We start from the raw sequence: 18,285 nt of genomic DNA, 5'->3' as shown, positions 1-18,285 counted from the left end.
TTTTTTGATCAAAGTTATTATTCATCACTAATTTTAAAAAGTGGAATTTCTGGTCCACTTGGTTTCGTCTGACGCTGCTGATTACTGTTTCCCTGCTGCTTTGTTCTGTTCTTTCGCTGTTGGTCAATTTGCTGTGGTGTCGAGATATGTTGTTTTTCCCAGCTTCGCAAAATTCGATCCATATATTTGAGGTTCCATACTTGATTGAGTACCGCTTCTTGAAGTGCAATCAGGATTAGTTCAGCTGAATAGTTGTCTTCATCAATCCATTTTGAAACAGTTTCTAATTCAATTGGAGAAAGCGGCCGTCCAAATTCAACTTCTATTTTATCAAATACATCTGAACGCTGATTTGTTTTTGTTGCTGTTTTTGAACTGGTCATTTGTTGTTGATCCAGTTGTACTAATTTTTCGAGCAAGACTGAAAAATCATAATAATCACTTTGTTTACCATTTTCATCGCTCTGTGTTTTATGCGTCATTAATTTTTGTTCGATCATTTGGTGCATTAGTTCATAAACCTGAGTTGGTTCTGTTCCTAAGTTTTGCGCCACCAATGAGATGTCTGGTGACACCATTCCACGGTCAATGTAAGATTTTAATTGTAAAAAGACCATCAATTGTGCTGTTGTCATGCCCAGTTGTCGATAATGGTGGAGCAGCAAATTGCTGATGACGGTCTGTCCAGCACTAATATAATCATTCATGAAGTTAGCTTCATTTTTTTCCAATATTATCAGTCCCCCGTTTTGCAGCCTATGGATAAATACGGTTTAATAATCGTGGAAATGGAATTGCCTCACGAACATGATCTTCGCCAGTAATCCAAGTTAGGGCGCGTTCTAATCCCAAACCAAAGCCAGAATGAGGAACCGATCCATACTTACGTAAATCCAAGTACCATGAATATTCAGCAGGATCTAAGCCAGCCTTTTTAATCTGCTCTAGCAGGTAATTGTAATCAGTTGCTCGTTCAGAGCCACCAATGATCTCACCATAGCCTTCAGGTGCTAATAAATCAGCACAGATGACCACATCATCTCTGGTTGGGTGTGGTTTCATGTAAAAGGCCTTGATTGCTTTAGGGTAGTTCAAAATAAAAACAGGTTGCTCAAATTGATCTGCTAAATAAGTTTCTTCTGGTGAACCAAAATCCGTTCCCCAGGTAATATTCATGCCACCCTCATTTAACATCTCGATTGCCCGGTCATAACTAATCCGTGGATATGGGGTTTTGGTGTATTTTTCCAAGACCTTAGGATCCCGGCCAAGTGTTTCCAGTGAACTTTGACAGTGGTCGATCACATTTCTAATTAGAAATGCGACATATTTTTCTTGTACCGCTAAGCTTTCCTCTTGGTACATAAAAGCCATTTCAGGTTCAATCATCCAAAATTCAATTAAATGACGGCGGGTTTTTGATTTTTCTGCTCTAAAAGTTGGCCCAAACGAAAAAACTTTGCCAAATGCCATTGCACCGGCCTCTTCGTATAACTGACCGCTTTGAGATAGATAGGCGTCGTGGTCAAAATACTCAGTATGAAATAAATCTGTCGTTCCTTCGGGTGCACTACCAGTTAAAATTGGCGCATCAATCTTAGTAAACCCTTCCTGATTAAAAAACTCATAAGTTGCTCGAATTACTTCATTTCTAATCGTTAAAACTGCATGCGGTCGACTAGAACGTAGCCATAAATGACGATGATCCATCAAAAAATCAACACCATGATCCTTCGGTGTAATTGGATAATCTTCACTTTCACCAATGATTTCAATTTCAGCCACTTGAATTTCATAGCCAAATTTTGACCGACTATCTTCATGAATTTCTCCGGTCACCCAAAAGCTGGTCTCCTGACGTAGTCGTTTGGCGGTATTAAATACAGTTTCGCTAACTTCATTTTTCAAGACAACTCCCTGAAAAAAGGCAGTACCGTCACGTAACTGCAAAAAAGCAATCTTACCGCTTGACCGTTTGTCTGTGAGCCAGACACCAATTTTAACCGTTTCGTTGACATGTGCCGGTGCATCAATAATACTAATTGTTTCCAACAATAATTCCTCCATCACTCATAATTAAAGATTTTCAATTTTTTGGATATTTTTGCCGCTCTTAAAGCTCAACAGTTCATAGCATAAATTTCCTTTTTGATTTAGATAAGAAATTTCCCAAACTGGTTGATCATTAAATATTCCTGGCGCAATTTTTAGTACCTTTTTGGGATCCCGCTTAGCCCAAATTTGGGTTAATGCTTGATTTTTTGTAATCCCATTAGCTTGCTTTAACACTCGTATTTTGCCACCTTTTTGTGCAATGACAACAAGAATTTTTTTGTTTTTCTGGTTTTCACCGGTAATGGTGTAATACGTATGTTCGCGATTATAAATATAAAATTTATCTGGATGTTTCAAATGAGCATATTTTTTTGCTAATGAAATGGCCTGTGTTCTGGATTCATTTCGTGGATGATTTCCAATCGCATAGACAATCCAGCCAAACAAAAAAATTAAAATAATAACCACAATTGTTATCCGCACTGGATGTGAACGCCGCTGTCCTCTTTGTCGGCTTGGCATAAATTTAGTCCCCTTTTTTTCAGTAATCGCATGCCATTATAGCAAAATAATGAGTACAACGCCCATTATTATCATTTTTTAAAGAAAAAAGATTTGGTTTCTTCAATAATTTCAGTTGTCGGCAACGTTTTAACCGGTAAATCAGCAGGCAAGGTTTTTAACATTGTTTGGCCATACTTACGTTCAACAATTCGCTTATCAAGGATGATGGCAACCCCACGATCGTCTTCTGTTCTGATTAGCCGACCCAATCCTTGGCGTACTCGCAATGTTGCCTTAGGTAACGCAGAATTATAAAATGGATTTTTATGGTTTTGTTGCAGCCAATTATTTTCAGCCTTAGTTAAAACTGCCGCTGGTGAATCAAATGGCAAGCGAGTAATAATTAATAATTCCAGTTGACTCTTGGGCAGATCGATTCCTTCCCAAAAACTAGCTGCGCCTAGCAAAATTGATTGTTGCCCAGCAGCAAATTGTTTTAATAATTTTTCCTTATTACCAGTAATTCCTTGCGCCAAAATATCTCGTTTTGTAAATAAATCAGTGCTGCGCAACTGGCTGTATATTTGTTCGATTGTCAGTAGTGAATTGAATAGAATCATCGTTTGACGCGGGTTATTTTTGGTAATTTGATAAATTGTATCACTTAAATAATGAATATATTCTTGATAATTATGTGCTGAAATTATTGGCGCATCGCCGGCAACAAACAACCGACTTTGTTTGGCATAGTTAAACGGTGACGGTAATTTTTTCACTTTGGTTGTCTGTTGATCGAGATCTAATTGATGATAAAGAAATTGTGATCTGCTGGATGAAAATAAAGTTGCACCAACAAAAGCAGGTCGTTTAAAGTACGGATAAACTTGTTTCATCAAAAATTGATTGGTGGTCAATAAACCGCCACTTAACCGCATCGTACTTTGTTCCAATGATTGTTGCACTGTCAACCAAAAAACGGCGGCATCGAGCTGTTTATTTAATATTTCGATAAATTGATTTAATGTTTCATCGGCCTGGGTCAGATGAACCAACTGACTTTGAAATTGAGTCACCAAATAACGATCACTGGCTAACCAGCGATTCGCCTGACTTTCAAACAGATGATGAAGGGCGTTGAAGTGCAAGTGAATACTGCCCAAAGCTTGTTCAATTGAAGCTAGGATGCTGTTTTTAGGACTCAGCATCTTTAATAGCGTGTGATTATCAATTGGTTGTTCAATAATTTGGTTGGCATCCGCGGATGAAATATTAAGCATGAATTGGCGGTATAATGCCTGCTCAAACTGTTTAATTGCTGTTTCCAAATCGCTTAAATCAGTGCGTAGTAATTTAACGTTGTAAATTCCCATTGGCAACTGAGCAAAGACTTCACTCAGGTTGCGATTGTTCCCTTCATTTACCAGTCCTTGCAACAGGTGAGCAACGGTCATAACTGATTGAAAATTCAATGTGCGTCGTGATTGGCGCAAAATATTTTCACTTAAATGCTGTGCTTCATCAATTATCAGGTATGGTTCTTCAAGCTGTTCACCTAATTCTTGGGCGTGCTGGCTTAAATAAGCATGATTGGTAATAATAATATTGGCACTCACTAATTGACGTTGGCGGCGAATTAAAAAATCATCATCATGAAAATTGTTCTGTGGGTTCAGGCTTGCAATTCCCTGGTGAGTAATTTCATTAAAGTATGGTGCGCGATAACTAGTTAGTTGCAGTTCATCTAAGTCACCAGTTGTGGTTTGCAACAACCAAATTAGTAAGCGTGCCTTAATCAGTTGTACCTGGTTGGCGTCCTCTACTACACTGAGTGAATGAATAAATTTGGCCAAATCTAAATAGTGTTCATTTCCCTTGAGGACGACACAGCCAACCTTAAACGGTAAAATACCATTCAATTCAGTCATCGCATTACTAGCCATCTGTTGTTGTAAAACGTTTGTGGCTGTACTGACCACCACTTTTTGATTTGGATACGTCAAGTAGAGCATGGGTACTAAATAGCCCAAAGTCTTACCCACACCCGTTCCTGCCTCGATAATTAAATTTTGAGGGACCGCGTGTGAATAATTATTGTAGATCATGTTCATCATCTTTGCCTGACTACCACGATAACGTAATTGTTCACCAAAAATTTTTAACTTAGCCTTCTTAGAATTTGGATAGCTGGGTGTTTTAGCTAAATTAACAGTTGGTATCGGTGCCTCTTTTTTTAACACAATACCATCTTTAATGTATAAATTTGAAGCTAATTTTGGATTACGATTCTGCCGTGCATCAATTGCCCGTTGAAATATGTCCATCGTTTCGTATGGTAGCTCTAAGCCCAAGTGAGTAATGGATTCCAATGTTTTTGTGGGCACGTCGCTAAGAGCTTGCATTAATTTAATTAATAGCTTCCCGGTGGCCTCTGCATCTGAATCAGCACTGTGTGGTGAATCATGATTTATGTTCAACCGGCTAGTCAGATCTCGCAAGCGAAAACTTTGCGCAGTTGGAAACAAAATTTGGCTCAAAGTAACGGTGTCAATCGCCGGAATATTCAATTCTGGGAATCCGGCCTTTTCAAGTTCAGCATTTAAAAACGGAAAATCAAAATTAACATTGTGAGCCACAAAAATTGTATCGCTCAGGAGACTATAGATAGTCGCGGCGACATCATCAAACAATGGTGCGTTTTTAACGCTACCGTTTGTAATCCCGGTCAATTGTGAGATTGGTGTCGAAATTGGCATCCGTGGATTAATATTGGTCTGGAAGTGATTAATAATTTGACCGTCCGAAACTAGCACACATCCAATTTGGATAATGCGATCACCATTTTTTAGATTAGTTCCGGTCGTTTCAAGATCTACTACTGCATAGATTGGAGAAGTCTGCATTTTTGTCACCATTTGTTGAATAAATTTTAAGAGTGCTTATTTACTATTCATCATACTATTTGTTGATTTGGTTTACCATTTTATTTAAATTAGCGATCATCTTTTCGGTACGACTTTATCAATGTTTAAGACAAAATAACTTTTGTCTAATTCCTTTTTGAGTTATGATTGTGGTTGATTTAATACAGAAAGTAGGATTTTCTTTTGAAAACCACAGGAATTGGCAATAGTCATGCCAAAATTATTTTAATTGGAGAACATAGTGTTGTCTATGGCCAACCAGCCATTGCTCTGCCTTTGCCAGAAGTTAAACTCACGGTAACGCTCACTAGGCAAGCAACCCTGCCCCAAACAATCGACAGCCGCTATTTTAGTGGACCCGTTGACCAGTTAACGAAAAGTATGGCCGGAATTAAAAAATTAATTAATGTTTTAATTAATGAATTCAGTGGTCACACTGATGGCTGGAATATGAAAATTACTAGTATGCTTCCGGCGGAACGTGGAATGGGATCTTCTGCGGCTAGTGCAATTGCAATTGTCCGTGCTTTTTTTGACTTTTATGATCGTCAGCTAGAAAGAAAGACACTACTCAAATATGCGGATATTGAAGAACAAATTACTCACCGCAGTCCTAGCGGCTTGGATGCAGCTACGGTGAGTGCTAACCAGCCAATTTGGTTTACCAAAGGGCACAATGGAAAGCATCTTGAAATGAATGTTACCGGTAGCCTTGTAATTGCCGACAGTGGTGTTAAAGGTCAGACCAGCGAAGCAATTGAAGCCGTTAAACAGCAATTAATAATTGACCATGAGGCAGCTTTGTTACAGATTGAAACGTTAGGTCGTTTGACCAAAAAAACACGCGAACTCCTACAAAGCGGTGCGATCACCGAATTAGGTCTGACCTTGTCTCAAGCTCAAGAACAACTTAAATTGTTAAATGTGAGCCAACCCAACGTGGATAATTTGATTGAAGTAGCGCTGCAAAATCATGCCTTAGGCGCTAAACTAACCGGTGGTGGTCGTGGTGGCTGCATTATTGCGTTAGTTGCTAATGCGCAAGCCGCCCAGCAACTTTCTGCGCAATTAGTGGATGCCGGTGCTACTGCTACTTGGATTCAGCCACTACTAGGAGGCAATTATGCCAAAGATGTTCGCTAGTGCCCGGGCGCACACAAATATTGCTTTAATCAAATACTGGGGCAAAAAGGATCAAAAATTAATTCTCCCCTATACCGATAGTTTATCACTCACCCTAAATGAATTTTATACCACTACGTCTGTGCAGTTTGATGAGCAATTAACACATGATGAATTCTCAATTAACGCTGAACCAGTTAGTGAGCACAATCAACAAAAATTAGCTCACTTCATGGATTTAATTAGAAACCAGCGGCAATTTAATTTATTTGCGCATGTTAATTCAGTTAACCATGTGCCTATTTCAGCCGGACTAGCCTCATCATCCTCCGCTTTTGCCGCTTTGGCAGCAGCTGCTAGTAAAGCAGCAGAACTGAATTTAAGTGCTACTGAGCTATCCCGACTGGCACGGCGAGGTTCTGGGTCTGCTACTCGTTCAATTTTTGGTGGCTTAGTTGAGTGGCATAAAGGGCATGATGACAAAACATCATTTGCGAGCCCAATCGACGAACAGGTTGATTTTGGCTTAGAAATGATTGCCATTCTAATTGACACCAGTGTCAAAAAAGTTTCCAGTCGTTCTGGTATGCAAAATGTGGTGGCAACCTCACCTTATTATCCTGCTTGGCAAGAAGTGGTCAAAAACGATATGGTAGCAATGAAAGCTGCAATATTAAAAAAAGATATAAATTTAATTGGGCAAATCGCAGAAGAAAATGCAATGCGAATGCATGCACTAACCCTTTCAGCTCAACCAAGTTTCACGTATTTTAATGCTGCCAGTTTAACAGCCATGGACATGATTCACGACTTGCGATCCAATGGCATAAACTGCTATTATACTTTGGACGCTGGTCCAAATGTGAAGGTAATCTATCACCATCAGGATCGAGAAGTAATTTTAGCTGCGCTGAGCGAACAGTTTGGCCACAATAATTTAGTTGTTTCTCAACCGGGACCAGGAATTCAATATTTAAAATAACGTTTCATGTTATGAAAGGACATGTTTTGTTGATTACAGCGCAAGCACCTGGAAAATTATATATTGCTGGTGAGTATGCCGTCGTAGAAAATGGCTATCCAGCAATTATTGTAGCTTTAAACCAATTTGTTACCTGCAGTGTCGAAAAGAGTGCTGATGTTGGGAGCATCGTTTCTCGGCAATACAACGAAAACTCACTTTATTGGCGTCGTAATGGGGATGAAATGGTTTTTGATAATCGTGATAACCCCTTTCACTACATTTTATCAGCAATTAAAATAACTGAACAATATGCACGGAGCTTGGATCGTAAATTGCAGGTCTACCATTTACGAATTGATAGTGAACTGGATAGTGCTGACGGAAAAAAATACGGCTTAGGTTCCTCAGCAGCTGTAACCGTGGCAACTGTTAAGGCTCTGTGTGAATTTTATCATTTACCTGTTGACCAAAATAAATTATTCAAACTAGCAGCAATTGCTCATTTTGAGGTTCAGGGCAATGGGTCGCTTGGCGATATTGCCGCGTCCGTGTATGGTGGCTGGATTGCCTATCACTCATTTGACCGTCAATGGTTGGCAGAGCAACGCCAGCAACTTGATTTACCCAAACTATTAGAATTGCAGTGGCCAGGATTAAATATCGAACAACTAACAGCGCCAAGTAACTTGCAATTACTAATTGGTTGGACCGGCTCACCGGCCTCAACGTCAACGTTAGTAGACAAAGTAGCCCTGGTTAAGGCACGTGAACAACGTGAATATCAAACGTTCTTGAATGAAAGTCGCAAGTGTATTCAACGAATGATTGATGGCTTTCATCAGGCCAACATTAACATTGTTCAAACGGAAATTCGTTACAACCGTGAATTATTAAAAAAGTTAAGCAACTTTTCCGGCGTCACAATTGAGCCCCCTACTCTAACTAAAATGTGTGAAATTGCTGAACAGTTCGGCGGTGCAGCTAAAACTTCTGGTGCTGGCGGCGGTGATTGTGGCATTGTCATTATTGATCGAAAAACCGATTTAACCTATATGTTTGAGCAATGGACCAAAAATAAAATTGAGCGACTACGGTTAACCGTTCATATGATCAAACAAAGTGTTACTGAATAGAGAGGTTTATTTAATGGAATCTAAGCATGCGCACAGAAAAGACGAACATGTTTCATTAGCGCAAAAATATTACGCTAATGCTCACAGTGTAGATCCATTTGAGCAAGTCAAAATTATTCATCGCAGTTTGCCAGAATTGCAATTAAACGACGTCTCATTACAAACTAATATTGGCGCAAAATTAAGGCTACAACGTCCCTTTTACATTGAAGCAATGACTGGTGGTAGCGAAAAAACTGGAGAATTGAACCGCCAACTTGCCCATTTGGCAGCCAAACACCATTTAGCGATGGCCAGTGGCTCACAGAGTATCGCCATAAAAGAACCAGCTGTTAAAAACAGTTTTGCGATAATCCGAAAAGAAAATCCAACTGGTATTGTTTTTGCCAATCTGGGAGCTGATTCATCTGTGGCACAAGCAAAACAGGCCATTGCGATGTTAAATGCAGATGCACTGCAATTACATGTTAATGTGGCCCAGGAGTTGATCATGCCTGAAGGTGACCGCAATTTTAAATGGCGAGAAAATATTAAAACGTTAGTAGCAGCAATTGATATTCCAATTATCGTTAAAGAAGTTGGTTTTGGCATGGGTCAAGAAACTTTCCAAGAATTAATTGATTTAGGTGTCAAATATGTTGATGTCAGTGGCCGTGGTGGAACTAATTTTGCCCAAATTGAAAACCGACGCAACCATGATAATCAATTTGACGATTTAGACTATTGGGGTCAATCAACACCAGAATCACTCCTCGAGGGCAAACAATATCGGCAACAGCTTGCTATTCTGGCTTCTGGTGGTGTAACAACGCCGATTGATGTAATCAAATGTGGTATGTTGGGCGCGAAAGCGGTTGGTGTTGCTGGCTATTTTCTGCATGTTTTAGTAACAGACGGCATTGACGAACTTGACCGTGTACTATCAAACTGGGAAACTGAGATTCAACGGTTGTTACTACTTTGCGGTGTAACTAACTTTCAAGATTTAATTAATGTTCCCTATGTACTTTCAGCTGAATTATTGAATTACGTCAATCAACGCAAATTAATGTGAATCTAAAAATAAGTTTTGAAACATATTTTAATGTTTCAAAACTTATTTTTTTTAAAATCGCAATCCTTTAGGATAAAAATTTTTGACGGTTTGATTAACCACTTTTCCAAAACAAATCGAATGCCCCGCACATAACAGCAAGTACCACCCCTTCGCTAACTGATGTTGCAACGATAAAGTGTCGCCATGCACATATGCGCGCCATTGAGCCTCTGTAATTTCAATTTTATTTTTAACATCAGCTGCTGATAATGTCAGCGCAAGTGCGAAAGATGGTTCAAATCGACGTTTTTTGAATGTCCCCAGGTGTAATCCTGGGCGAATAACACTCAAATGATTAAGATCTGGAGTGTCAGCTGGTAGTGTATACAATTGATCCCCAAAAGTAATCAAATTAGTAAAATGGAGCTGAGGGAGTGTTTCAGTCATAAATTCATTAAACAGAGCCATTTGGTCTTTAGGTAGTGTGGTAGTTTGCTGAATTGGTTGCGATTGTTTGTCGGTATCACTAGGTGCTAACTTCAATTTAGCAATGAAATGGCCCTCACCTTTAATGTGATGTGGAAATAAACGGACTGTTTTAGTCAAGTCAGGATTATTATCAGCCCATTGTGGCATGCCCGAATCCATTCCAGCATATTTTTTAATTGGTTCGAGACTTAAGTCAGGATATTTTTCCAGTAACCAAGCAATTATTTGTTCGTCTTCTTCCGGTGCAAACGTACAGGTAGAATAAACTAACGTGCCTCCCGGACGCAGCATTTGCATTGCAGAAGCTAATATTTTTCTCTGCCGATTAGCACATTCTTCCGGATAATCTAAATTCCAATAATCAGCTGCTGCTGGGTCCTTACGGAACATTCCCTCACCTGAACAAGGCGCATCAACTAAAATGCGATCAAAAAAAGTGGGGAATTTTGGTGCCAATTTATCAGGACTAGCGTTGGTAATGAGAGTATTTTTGGCACCCCATCGTTCTAGATTCTCAGCTAAAATATTGGCACGTTTTCTGAAAATTTCATTGCTGACAAGTAAACCTGTGTTATTCATTTTTGCAACAAGTTGGGTGCTTTTACCTCCAGGAGCCGCACATAAATCCAGTACCCGTTCATTTGGTTGGGGGTCGACAACTTCACCAACATACATGGCTGACGGTTCCTGACTGTACAAATATCCTGCAGTGTGATCGATGCTTTTACCATTGACAGAGCCAAAGAAACCGTTGTCGACATAATCGATTTTTTCATTATTCAAATAGTTTGGATCACTGACTGAGTCCTGTTTGAGTGGATTAATACGGTACCCATTTAAACTTGGTTGCTGAAAAGAAGCCAAAAAGTCGGTCGACTCACTGCCCAATAATTGTTGGTATTTCTGAATAAATTCTGTAGGTAACTCCATAGCTAAATGATCCCCTATAATAAGATATTGTATTATACATTTAATTAATTGCTATATGCAATTATAGTGATTTAATGCCAATTTAATTCTCTGTCCAACTAGTCATTTTTGTCGTTCTATGCTATCTTTGTTTGATGTAATGTTTAATAATTAGGATGTGAAATTTATGAAGCAACATTTGATTGCCATCGATTTAGATGGTACAACTTTGAATAATCAGTCGCAACTTTCTAAACAAACAGTGGAAACTCTCCGACAAGCTGCGCAGGAAGGCCATATTGTCAGTATTGTTACCGGCAGGTCCTACCGTATTTCAGGTCAATTTTATGATCAACTTGGACTAAAATCTGCAATGGTTAATTTTAATGGGGCCCTGGCACACGTTCCCCACCAACATTGGAAGCCAGAATATCAAAAAAGTATCAATCGCGAAATTGCCCTCGATTTATTAAGCCATAGTTCTGAGCTTGGCATCAAAACAATCACTGCGGAAAATAAAATGAATTTATGGGCCAACCAGCAAAGTGATGTGATGCCTGATTTCTTGCCCGCCTCAATTACAAAAGACGAAATTTTGAATTCAATCAATTTAACATCCGATCCAACTGCTCTAACACTACAGTATAATCCAACTGAAAAACAACTCTTAATTCACGAGATTACTGAAAAGTACGGTGCGGATGTGGATGTTCGTGTTTGGGGCGGTCCTTACAGCATCTTGGAGGTTGTTTCAAAAGGTATTCAAAAAGCACGCGGTGTTGCCTACCTGGCAAAACAATATAACATTGATCAGCAAAACATTATTGCTTTTGGTGATGAAGACAATGATGCTGAAATGCTTAGTTTTGCTGGTCGTGGCATTGCCATGCAAAATGCAATTCCCAGTATTAAGCAAGTAGCTAATGATATTACGGCAGACGACAATGACCATGACGGCTTGGCTCATTATTTATCAGCGTATCTCAAATTAGCACGATAAATGATTAATGGAGACTAGAGGCAATTAATGCTTATCAGTCTCCATTTTTTATTAGTCAGTTTGATGGCTAAAATACTGCGTTGCCTTAATTGCTTGACGCCAGCCCGCGTATATTTGTTCACACCGTGCTGGCTCCATTTTAGGATTGAATTCATCACTCGAACTGCTCAACTTTAATAATTCATCCTGATCATGCCAAAAATCAACTGCCAGTCCAGCCAAGAAAGCCGCTCCTAGTGCCGTTGTTTCTTCAATCTGAGCTCTTAAAATGGGCGTCTGTAAAATATCTGCTTGAAACTGCATGAGAAAACTATTTTGCGAAGCTCCTCCATTAACGGTCAACGCCCGTAATTTTAAGCCAGTATCTTTTACCATTGTATCAACCACATCTCGTGTCTGAAATGCAATTGATTCGAGGGTTGCTCGAATAATTTGATTTTTAGTTGTCCCCCGCGTTAGGCCAAACATCGTCCCGCGCACTTCTTGATCCCAATACGGAGCGCCTAGACCAGTGAAAGATGGAACAACGTAAACGCCATTTGTTGTCTGCGCTGTCAGTGCTAATTTTTCCGTATCAGAGGCGTGTTGCACCATTTTGAGACCGTCACGTAACCATTGCACCGCTGAACCGGCGACAAAAATACTTCCTTCTAGCGCATAGTTAATTTCGCCATCTAAACCATATGCAATGGTTGTTAGTAGTCCATTATCAGATAAAGTGGGTTCCTTGCCTGTATTCATAACAATAAAGGCACCGGTACCATACGTGTTTTTGACCATGCCCTTTTCAAAGGCAGTTTGTCCAAACAAGGCTGCTTGTTGGTCACCAGCGATACCAGCAATCGGAATCTGCACCCCAAAGAAGTGGTAGTCGCCTGTATAACCATAAACTTCAGACGAAGACTTAACTTCAGGTAACATGGCTGCCGGAATATCTAGTAAATCTAGAATATCCTGATCCCATTTTAATTCATGGATATTGTAAAGCATTGTTCGACTTGCATTGGTTACGTCCGTCGCGTGCACTTTATGACCAGTCAAATTCCACAGCAACCAACTGTCGATGGTGCCAAATAATAAATTCCCGCGAGCTGCCTTCTCACGCGCACCAGGAACTCGGTCTAAAATCCATTTAATCTTTGTTGCAGAAAAATATGAGTCAATCACTAAGCCAGTTTTATCGTGAATGAATTTACGATAGCCATCGGCAATTAGTTGGTCGGCAATTGCACTAGTTTGTTTAGACTGCCAAACAACCGCATGATAAATTGGCTTGCCGGTGTGTCGGTCCCAAATAACAGTTGTTTCGCGCTGATTTGTAATTCCAATAGAAGCAATTTTATAGGGCTTAATTTGCGATTGGATCATGACATCTGAAATCACAGATTGGACACTATCCCAAATTTCGAGTGCATCGTGTTCCACCCAGCCTGGTTCAGGAAAATACTGGTTAAACTCTTGCTGGGCCTTAGCAACTTCTTTGCCACTATGATCGAAAATAATGGCTCTTGAACTGGTCGTTCCTTGATCAATTGACATAATATATTGTTGATCAGTCAAATTAATTCATCCTCTCAAAAATTGATTAAAGTACTAATCAACTCTCTATTAGTGGCAAATCCAATGCGGTCATATCTTGCCACTGCTCTCGTTTAACCACCAACTGTGATTTCCCATTCTCACAAAAAACAACAGCTGGACGGGGGTTACGATTGTAATTACTGGCCATTGAATAACCATAAGCTCCAGTGTCCAACATAGCTACAATATCACCGGCCTGTGTTGCTGGTAATTTTTGGTCCCAGGCCAACATATCACCGGATTCACAATACTTACCAGCGATCGATACTGTTTGTGCTGTTGGTTCATTCATTTTATTAGCAACAACAGATTCATACTTAGCTTGATAAAGAGCGGGACGAATGTTGTCGCCCATGCCACCATCAACTGCGAGATAATTACGCACGCCTGGAATACTCTTGTGCGAACCCACCGTGTACAATGATACACCTGCTGCCCCGACAATGGAACGCCCCGGTTCAATCCAAATTTCAGGCAGTTTTAGATTATTTTTGGTGGCAATTTTTTTGATTTCGTCAATGATTGCTTGAATAAATACTTCTGGTTGCAATGGCTGCTCATCATCCGTGTAACGAATACCAAAGCCGCCGCCTAGATTCACAATTGGTGTTTCAAAATTAAACTTATTTTTCCAGTCGAGCACGAGTTGCATCATCTTTTGGGCTGCTAATATAAACCCTTCAATGGCAAAAATCTGTGACCCAATGTGGCAATGAATACCAACTGGATTTAGATAAGGGGTGGCAATGATTTGCTGAATTGCTTGGTCAGCTTGCCCACTTTTGATGTCGAAACCAAATTTTGAATCTTCCTGACCAGTCATATCGTATTCATGTGTATGGGCCGAAACACCGGGTGTGACACGCAGCATCACGTCGACAGATTGTTGTGACTTTTCGGTCAATTCCCTTAGTAATTCAATCTCATGGAAATTATCGATAATAATACAACCAATTTGGTGTTCCAAGGCAAACTGCAATTCCTCGCGTGATTTATTATTGCCATGAAACGAGACTTTATCGATTGGGAAACCGGCCTTAACTGCTGTGTATAGTTCACCACCAGAAACAACATCACAGTGGATTTGTTCTTGGTTAATCAGCTGATACATTGCAATCGTAGCAAATGCCTTGCTGGCATAACTAATTTGGTATTTGACTTGGGCTGAATCAAATATTGCTTTAAAATGATGAATCTGTTGCCTGATTTTGCTGACGTCATACGCAATTAAAGGTGTCTGATACTCTGTTGCCAACTTAACTGCATCAACACCACCAACCAACAAATGACCTGCTTGATTAACATCTGCCGTCCCAATTTGTGTACTCATTTCAATTCCCCCGTTTCAAATAAAAAACAGTGTTTAAACACTGTTTTTGATGTTAATTGTCGCTAACTAAGGTTCCGCCCACACTGTAGCGGTTAGGTTGCATTTCGTTCAACACAATGTGAACTCGTTCAGCTGGGACATTCACATTTTTGGCAATCGCATCTGTTACATCCTTAACTAATGTAGTCAACTGTTCCTCAGAGCGTCCAGCTACTAAGTCGATATGTACTAATGGCATCTTCTTCACCTCATCTTAAAAGTTGTTTTTATTATACTGGAAAAATAGTATCTTGCCAATTGTTCAATTGAAATAATAGTGTTACTAACTAGAGTGCGGTAAAATAACAATATTCTAACTGAAGGATTTGATAATGTGGTAACAAAAAAATATTCTGCCTGTACTAGTATGCTGGTCGGAAAAAAAGCTAGTTTGGATGGTTCCATTATGATTGGCCGCAACGAAGACTCAAAAGCCGCCTGGCCAAAGCACTTCATCGTGCACCCAGCTGGCGACTTACCGGAGCAGTTTGTTTCCAAAGATAATGGCTTTTCGCTCAAACTACCAGCCCATAGTGCCAAGTATAGTGCCACACCAGAATGGACCGATAAGTTTGGCTTGTTTGAAGAAGATGGTATTAACGAATTTGACGTTGCCATGAGTGCCACTGAGAGTGCTTACACCAACAATAATGTGTTAGCGATTGATCCATTAGTTAAAGATGGAATCAATGAAGAAGCGATGGTAACCGTGGTGCTCCCTTTTATTCATACTGCTCGTGAAGGAGTTGCTCGGTTAGGCCAAATCATTGCACAATTTGGTACTGGTGAAACTAATGGTATTTTGTTTGCAGATAATGATGAGGCTTGGTATCTGGAGACAGCGGGCGGCCATTATTGGGTGGCACAACAAATTCCAACTGACAGTTACGCAGTTATTTCCAATCAACTTAGTATTCAGACAATTGATTTTAACGATCACGATCACTTTATGTATCATCCTGAGATTGAATCTTTTGTAGCTGATAACCACTTGAACCCACAACCGGAGACATTCAATTTTCGCCAAATTTTTGGCACTCATGACGGGTCTGACGCTGTTTACAATAATCCACGCGTTTGGTCTGGTCACCAGAAGTTTAGTCCCAAAAAAGCAATTGATGAAGAACCGGAGTCAAACAACCTGCCCTTCATTATGAAACCGGACCAACTAATTTCAATTACGGACGTGCAAAACTACCTTAGTTCGCACTTTGAAGGAACTGCCTTTGATCCAATTGGTCCTGGTGACTCTACTGATAAACATAAGTATCGACCAATTAGCCTCGCTAAAACGCAGGAATCGCACGTCTTACAGATGAACAGGCCGACTGTCAATATTCACTGGTTGGCAATGGGCGTGGCGGCACAAAGCGTTTACGTGCCATTTTTGGCAAATTTAAGTGAAACCCCCGCCGTCTATCAACGTGGCAAAAGCACCTACTCACCCCAATCGGCCTATTGGATTTTTAAACTAGTTGGCGTTTTAGGTGATAGTCACCTGCATCAGTTCTGGCCACAGTTGGAAAAAACACAAAATGAAATCAACCTGAGTTTGCGGCAATCGATTGTAGCAATTGACCAAGAGCTCGGTAAGCTAGATGAATCGCAACGGGTTTCATTAGCAAATAAAAAGGCAAAAGAGTTGTCAGATTTAGCTTTAACCCAGTACCGTAGCCTGGCGGCAACGTTGATTACCCAGGCAACGGATTTGTCACCACTTAATTTTAAAACAGATGAAAATCTATAAAAAAGGCTCTAATCTTAATTTCAAAATAAGGTTAGAGTCTTTGCTTTGAATTGGTTGTCTGCTGTTATATGCATTCTGTGATACTCTGTTAATGCAATTGGTTATGAAAGTAAGTTGACGTGATAGTTTATCGATTTAAATCATTTTTGCATCGACTAGTTGCCCCCATTTGACCGTTAGATCCTGGTTTCATGCGTCCAACTCCTTGAGGAAGGCTTGGGATTCTTGCATCACCCTCTGGTCACTCTTGGCCAATAATTGGAAGGCTTCTAACAAGAGTTACTTGGCGTGGGCGGTTTCATTTTACTGGATTTGGACCTCGGGTGGATCGACGAAGGTCACGTGGGAATCGAATTTCATCACTTTCATAGCTCGTTTGTCTCCTTTGTCTTATAAAGTAGCTATTCTACGATATATAACGCCAAATTAAAAGCCGGTCTACTTAATAGGACGACTAAGGGGATGAATATACGGGGCATCAGAATTATTATTAGAACCAATCACCCATTGGAACATTATTTGCTGTGACATAGCCTGTCCCGGGCACAGACATCTCGTTAGCTCCTTTTCCAGTATTTTGTGATGCTTGTGAGTCCGCTTTTTGAGCATTGTTATTACTTGCTGGTGCCCGATAACTGGATGAAGAATTGGTTTGTGAATTACTGCTCCGACTCGGAGTACCACTATAAGTCCGTTGTGAACTTGTGGTACTACTTTGAGGTGCCGTGTATTGAGAGTTACTTTGAGCTGTCGCACCTGTATTACCTGAACCAGTTGAAGCTGCGCTGGTTTGCTGGGCGCTACTTGCTTGAGTTGCTGAACCGACTTTTGATTCTTCAGCAATCTTTTTATCTGTCACATTACTTATTTTCGCCACAATTTTAATCAAGCTCTTCTCAACGGTCTTTTTTATATGTTGGGCCAATGCACTATCCTTTAGATTGGCAATAGTTGTTCTAGTAGCTTGTAAAGCCTCCAAGCTAGGCTTCTTGGCCACCGTTAAAATGTCAGTATATGTTTGACGGACCACCTTCAACGTCTTTGATTCGCCTTTAATTGCCGCAATTTTAGCCTGGGCTTTGTTAATTAAAGCATTTAACTCATCAGTAGACAACTTATCCTTATTGTTATTCACAATTGCTAACTTAGCAGCCACGACTTTAGCCACCGCTTTATCTGCTACTTGCACTAGTTTTCTAGATTGTTTGGATAAATTTTTATATGGATCACTAACTTTTTTGGCTGAAACAACTTGTTTGTCAGCACTGTTTGTTTTTTTATTTTCTGAAGTATTACCACAAGCAGTCAACATAAATATGCTGGATACTGCCACAATTTCACCAAATACTTTTTTCTCATTCTAAAATCCCCCAAATTTACATCATACTCATAAACATATAATATCTAATTATTGTTTTAAAAGCAATTACTTATTAATATGGTATAAAAATCATC

Annotated in this window: 15 protein-coding genes; 6 read left to right on the top strand and 9 right to left on the bottom strand. The window is 39.9% G+C overall.

What is annotated here, in order from left to right:
* Positions 1 to 17 precede the first annotated feature (17 nt).
* The 4 genes from WDC_RS01655 to WDC_RS01640 form a co-directional block, all read right to left on the bottom strand.
* Positions 18 to 731, bottom strand: coding sequence for a DnaD domain-containing protein (locus tag WDC_RS01655; protein WP_082040889.1), 714 nt, complete (start codon positions 729 to 731; stop codon positions 18 to 20).
* Between the two features lie 25 nt (positions 732 to 756).
* Positions 757 to 2,052 (bottom strand): asparagine--tRNA ligase, encoded by a 1,296-nt coding sequence (asnS, locus tag WDC_RS01650; RefSeq protein ID WP_156126977.1) that lies wholly within the window; start codon positions 2,050 to 2,052, stop codon positions 757 to 759.
* Positions 2,053 to 2,076: 24 nt separating this feature from the next.
* Entirely contained in the window at positions 2,077 to 2,577 is a 501-nt protein-coding gene (locus WDC_RS01645) for a cell wall elongation regulator TseB-like domain-containing protein (protein WP_044010075.1), read from the bottom strand.
* A gap of 71 nt (positions 2,578 to 2,648) precedes the next feature.
* Complete coding sequence (locus WDC_RS01640; protein ID WP_082040888.1) at positions 2,649 to 5,459, bottom strand: helicase C-terminal domain-containing protein; 2,811 nt, start codon at positions 5,457 to 5,459, stop codon at positions 2,649 to 2,651.
* Between the two features lie 204 nt (positions 5,460 to 5,663).
* On the opposite strand from WDC_RS01640, the gene mvk reads away from it, so the two are divergent.
* Genes mvk through fni form a run of 4 tightly spaced genes read left to right on the top strand, consistent with a single transcriptional unit; the run spans position 5,664 to position 9,753 of the window.
* On the top strand, positions 5,664 to 6,623 hold the full coding sequence (gene mvk, locus WDC_RS01635) for a mevalonate kinase (RefSeq protein ID WP_044010073.1): 960 nt from the start codon (positions 5,664 to 5,666) through the stop codon (positions 6,621 to 6,623).
* Positions 6,613 to 7,584 carry a diphosphomevalonate decarboxylase gene (gene mvaD, locus WDC_RS01630; RefSeq protein WP_156126981.1) on the top strand — a complete coding sequence of 324 codons (972 nt, stop codon included), beginning with the start codon at positions 6,613 to 6,615 and terminating at the stop codon, positions 7,582 to 7,584. The genes mvk and mvaD overlap by 11 nt, the downstream gene beginning before the upstream one ends.
* Positions 7,585 to 7,613: 29 nt before the next feature.
* Positions 7,614 to 8,699 carry a phosphomevalonate kinase gene (locus WDC_RS01625; protein WP_044010121.1) on the top strand — a complete coding sequence of 362 codons (1,086 nt, stop codon included), beginning with the start codon at positions 7,614 to 7,616 and terminating at the stop codon, positions 8,697 to 8,699.
* Between the two features lie 13 nt (positions 8,700 to 8,712).
* On the top strand, positions 8,713 to 9,753 hold the full coding sequence (fni, locus tag WDC_RS01620) for a type 2 isopentenyl-diphosphate Delta-isomerase (RefSeq protein ID WP_044010071.1): 1,041 nt from the start codon (positions 8,713 to 8,715) through the stop codon (positions 9,751 to 9,753).
* Between the two features lie 51 nt (positions 9,754 to 9,804).
* Here the strand turns inward: fni and WDC_RS01615 are convergent, their stop codons facing one another.
* Positions 9,805 to 11,154, bottom strand: a complete 1,350-nt coding sequence (locus tag WDC_RS01615; protein ID WP_044010070.1) for an RsmF rRNA methyltransferase first C-terminal domain-containing protein — start codon at positions 11,152 to 11,154, stop codon at positions 9,805 to 9,807.
* A gap of 166 nt (positions 11,155 to 11,320) precedes the next feature.
* On the opposite strand from WDC_RS01615, the gene WDC_RS01610 reads away from it, so the two are divergent.
* Positions 11,321 to 12,133 (top strand): Cof-type HAD-IIB family hydrolase, encoded by an 813-nt coding sequence (locus WDC_RS01610; RefSeq protein ID WP_044010069.1) that lies wholly within the window; start codon positions 11,321 to 11,323, stop codon positions 12,131 to 12,133.
* A gap of 51 nt (positions 12,134 to 12,184) precedes the next feature.
* On the opposite strand, the gene glpK is transcribed toward WDC_RS01610, so the two are convergent.
* Genes glpK through WDC_RS01595 form a run of 3 tightly spaced genes read right to left on the bottom strand, consistent with a single transcriptional unit; the run spans position 12,185 to position 15,282 of the window.
* A complete protein-coding gene (gene glpK / locus WDC_RS01605; protein WP_044010068.1) occupies positions 12,185 to 13,693 on the bottom strand; it encodes a glycerol kinase GlpK in 1,509 nt (502 codons plus the stop codon).
* Between the two features lie 37 nt (positions 13,694 to 13,730).
* The gene (gene lysA / locus WDC_RS01600; protein ID WP_044010067.1) at positions 13,731 to 15,044 is read right to left on the bottom strand and encodes a diaminopimelate decarboxylase; all 1,314 of its coding nucleotides are present in this window, start codon (positions 15,042 to 15,044) and stop codon (positions 13,731 to 13,733) included.
* A gap of 52 nt (positions 15,045 to 15,096) precedes the next feature.
* The gene (locus tag WDC_RS01595) at positions 15,097 to 15,282 is read right to left on the bottom strand and encodes a 2-hydroxymuconate tautomerase (protein WP_044010066.1); all 186 of its coding nucleotides are present in this window, start codon (positions 15,280 to 15,282) and stop codon (positions 15,097 to 15,099) included.
* Between the two features lie 168 nt (positions 15,283 to 15,450).
* Between WDC_RS01595 and WDC_RS01590 the strand changes: the two genes are divergently transcribed.
* On the top strand, positions 15,451 to 16,830 hold the full coding sequence (locus tag WDC_RS01590) for a C69 family dipeptidase (RefSeq protein WP_044010120.1): 1,380 nt from the start codon (positions 15,451 to 15,453) through the stop codon (positions 16,828 to 16,830).
* Between the two features lie 490 nt (positions 16,831 to 17,320).
* Here WDC_RS01590 and WDC_RS01585 read toward each other — a convergent pair whose 3' ends face one another.
* A complete protein-coding gene (locus WDC_RS01585; protein WP_156126976.1) occupies positions 17,321 to 18,163 on the bottom strand; it encodes a hypothetical protein in 843 nt (280 codons plus the stop codon).
* Between the last annotated feature and the right edge of the window lie 122 nt (positions 18,164 to 18,285).

Source organism: Paucilactobacillus wasatchensis (genome assembly GCF_000876205.1).
Classification (GTDB): Bacteria; Bacillota; Bacilli; order Lactobacillales; family Lactobacillaceae; genus Paucilactobacillus; species Paucilactobacillus wasatchensis.
This window is presented reverse-complemented; position numbering and strand designations above follow the sequence as displayed.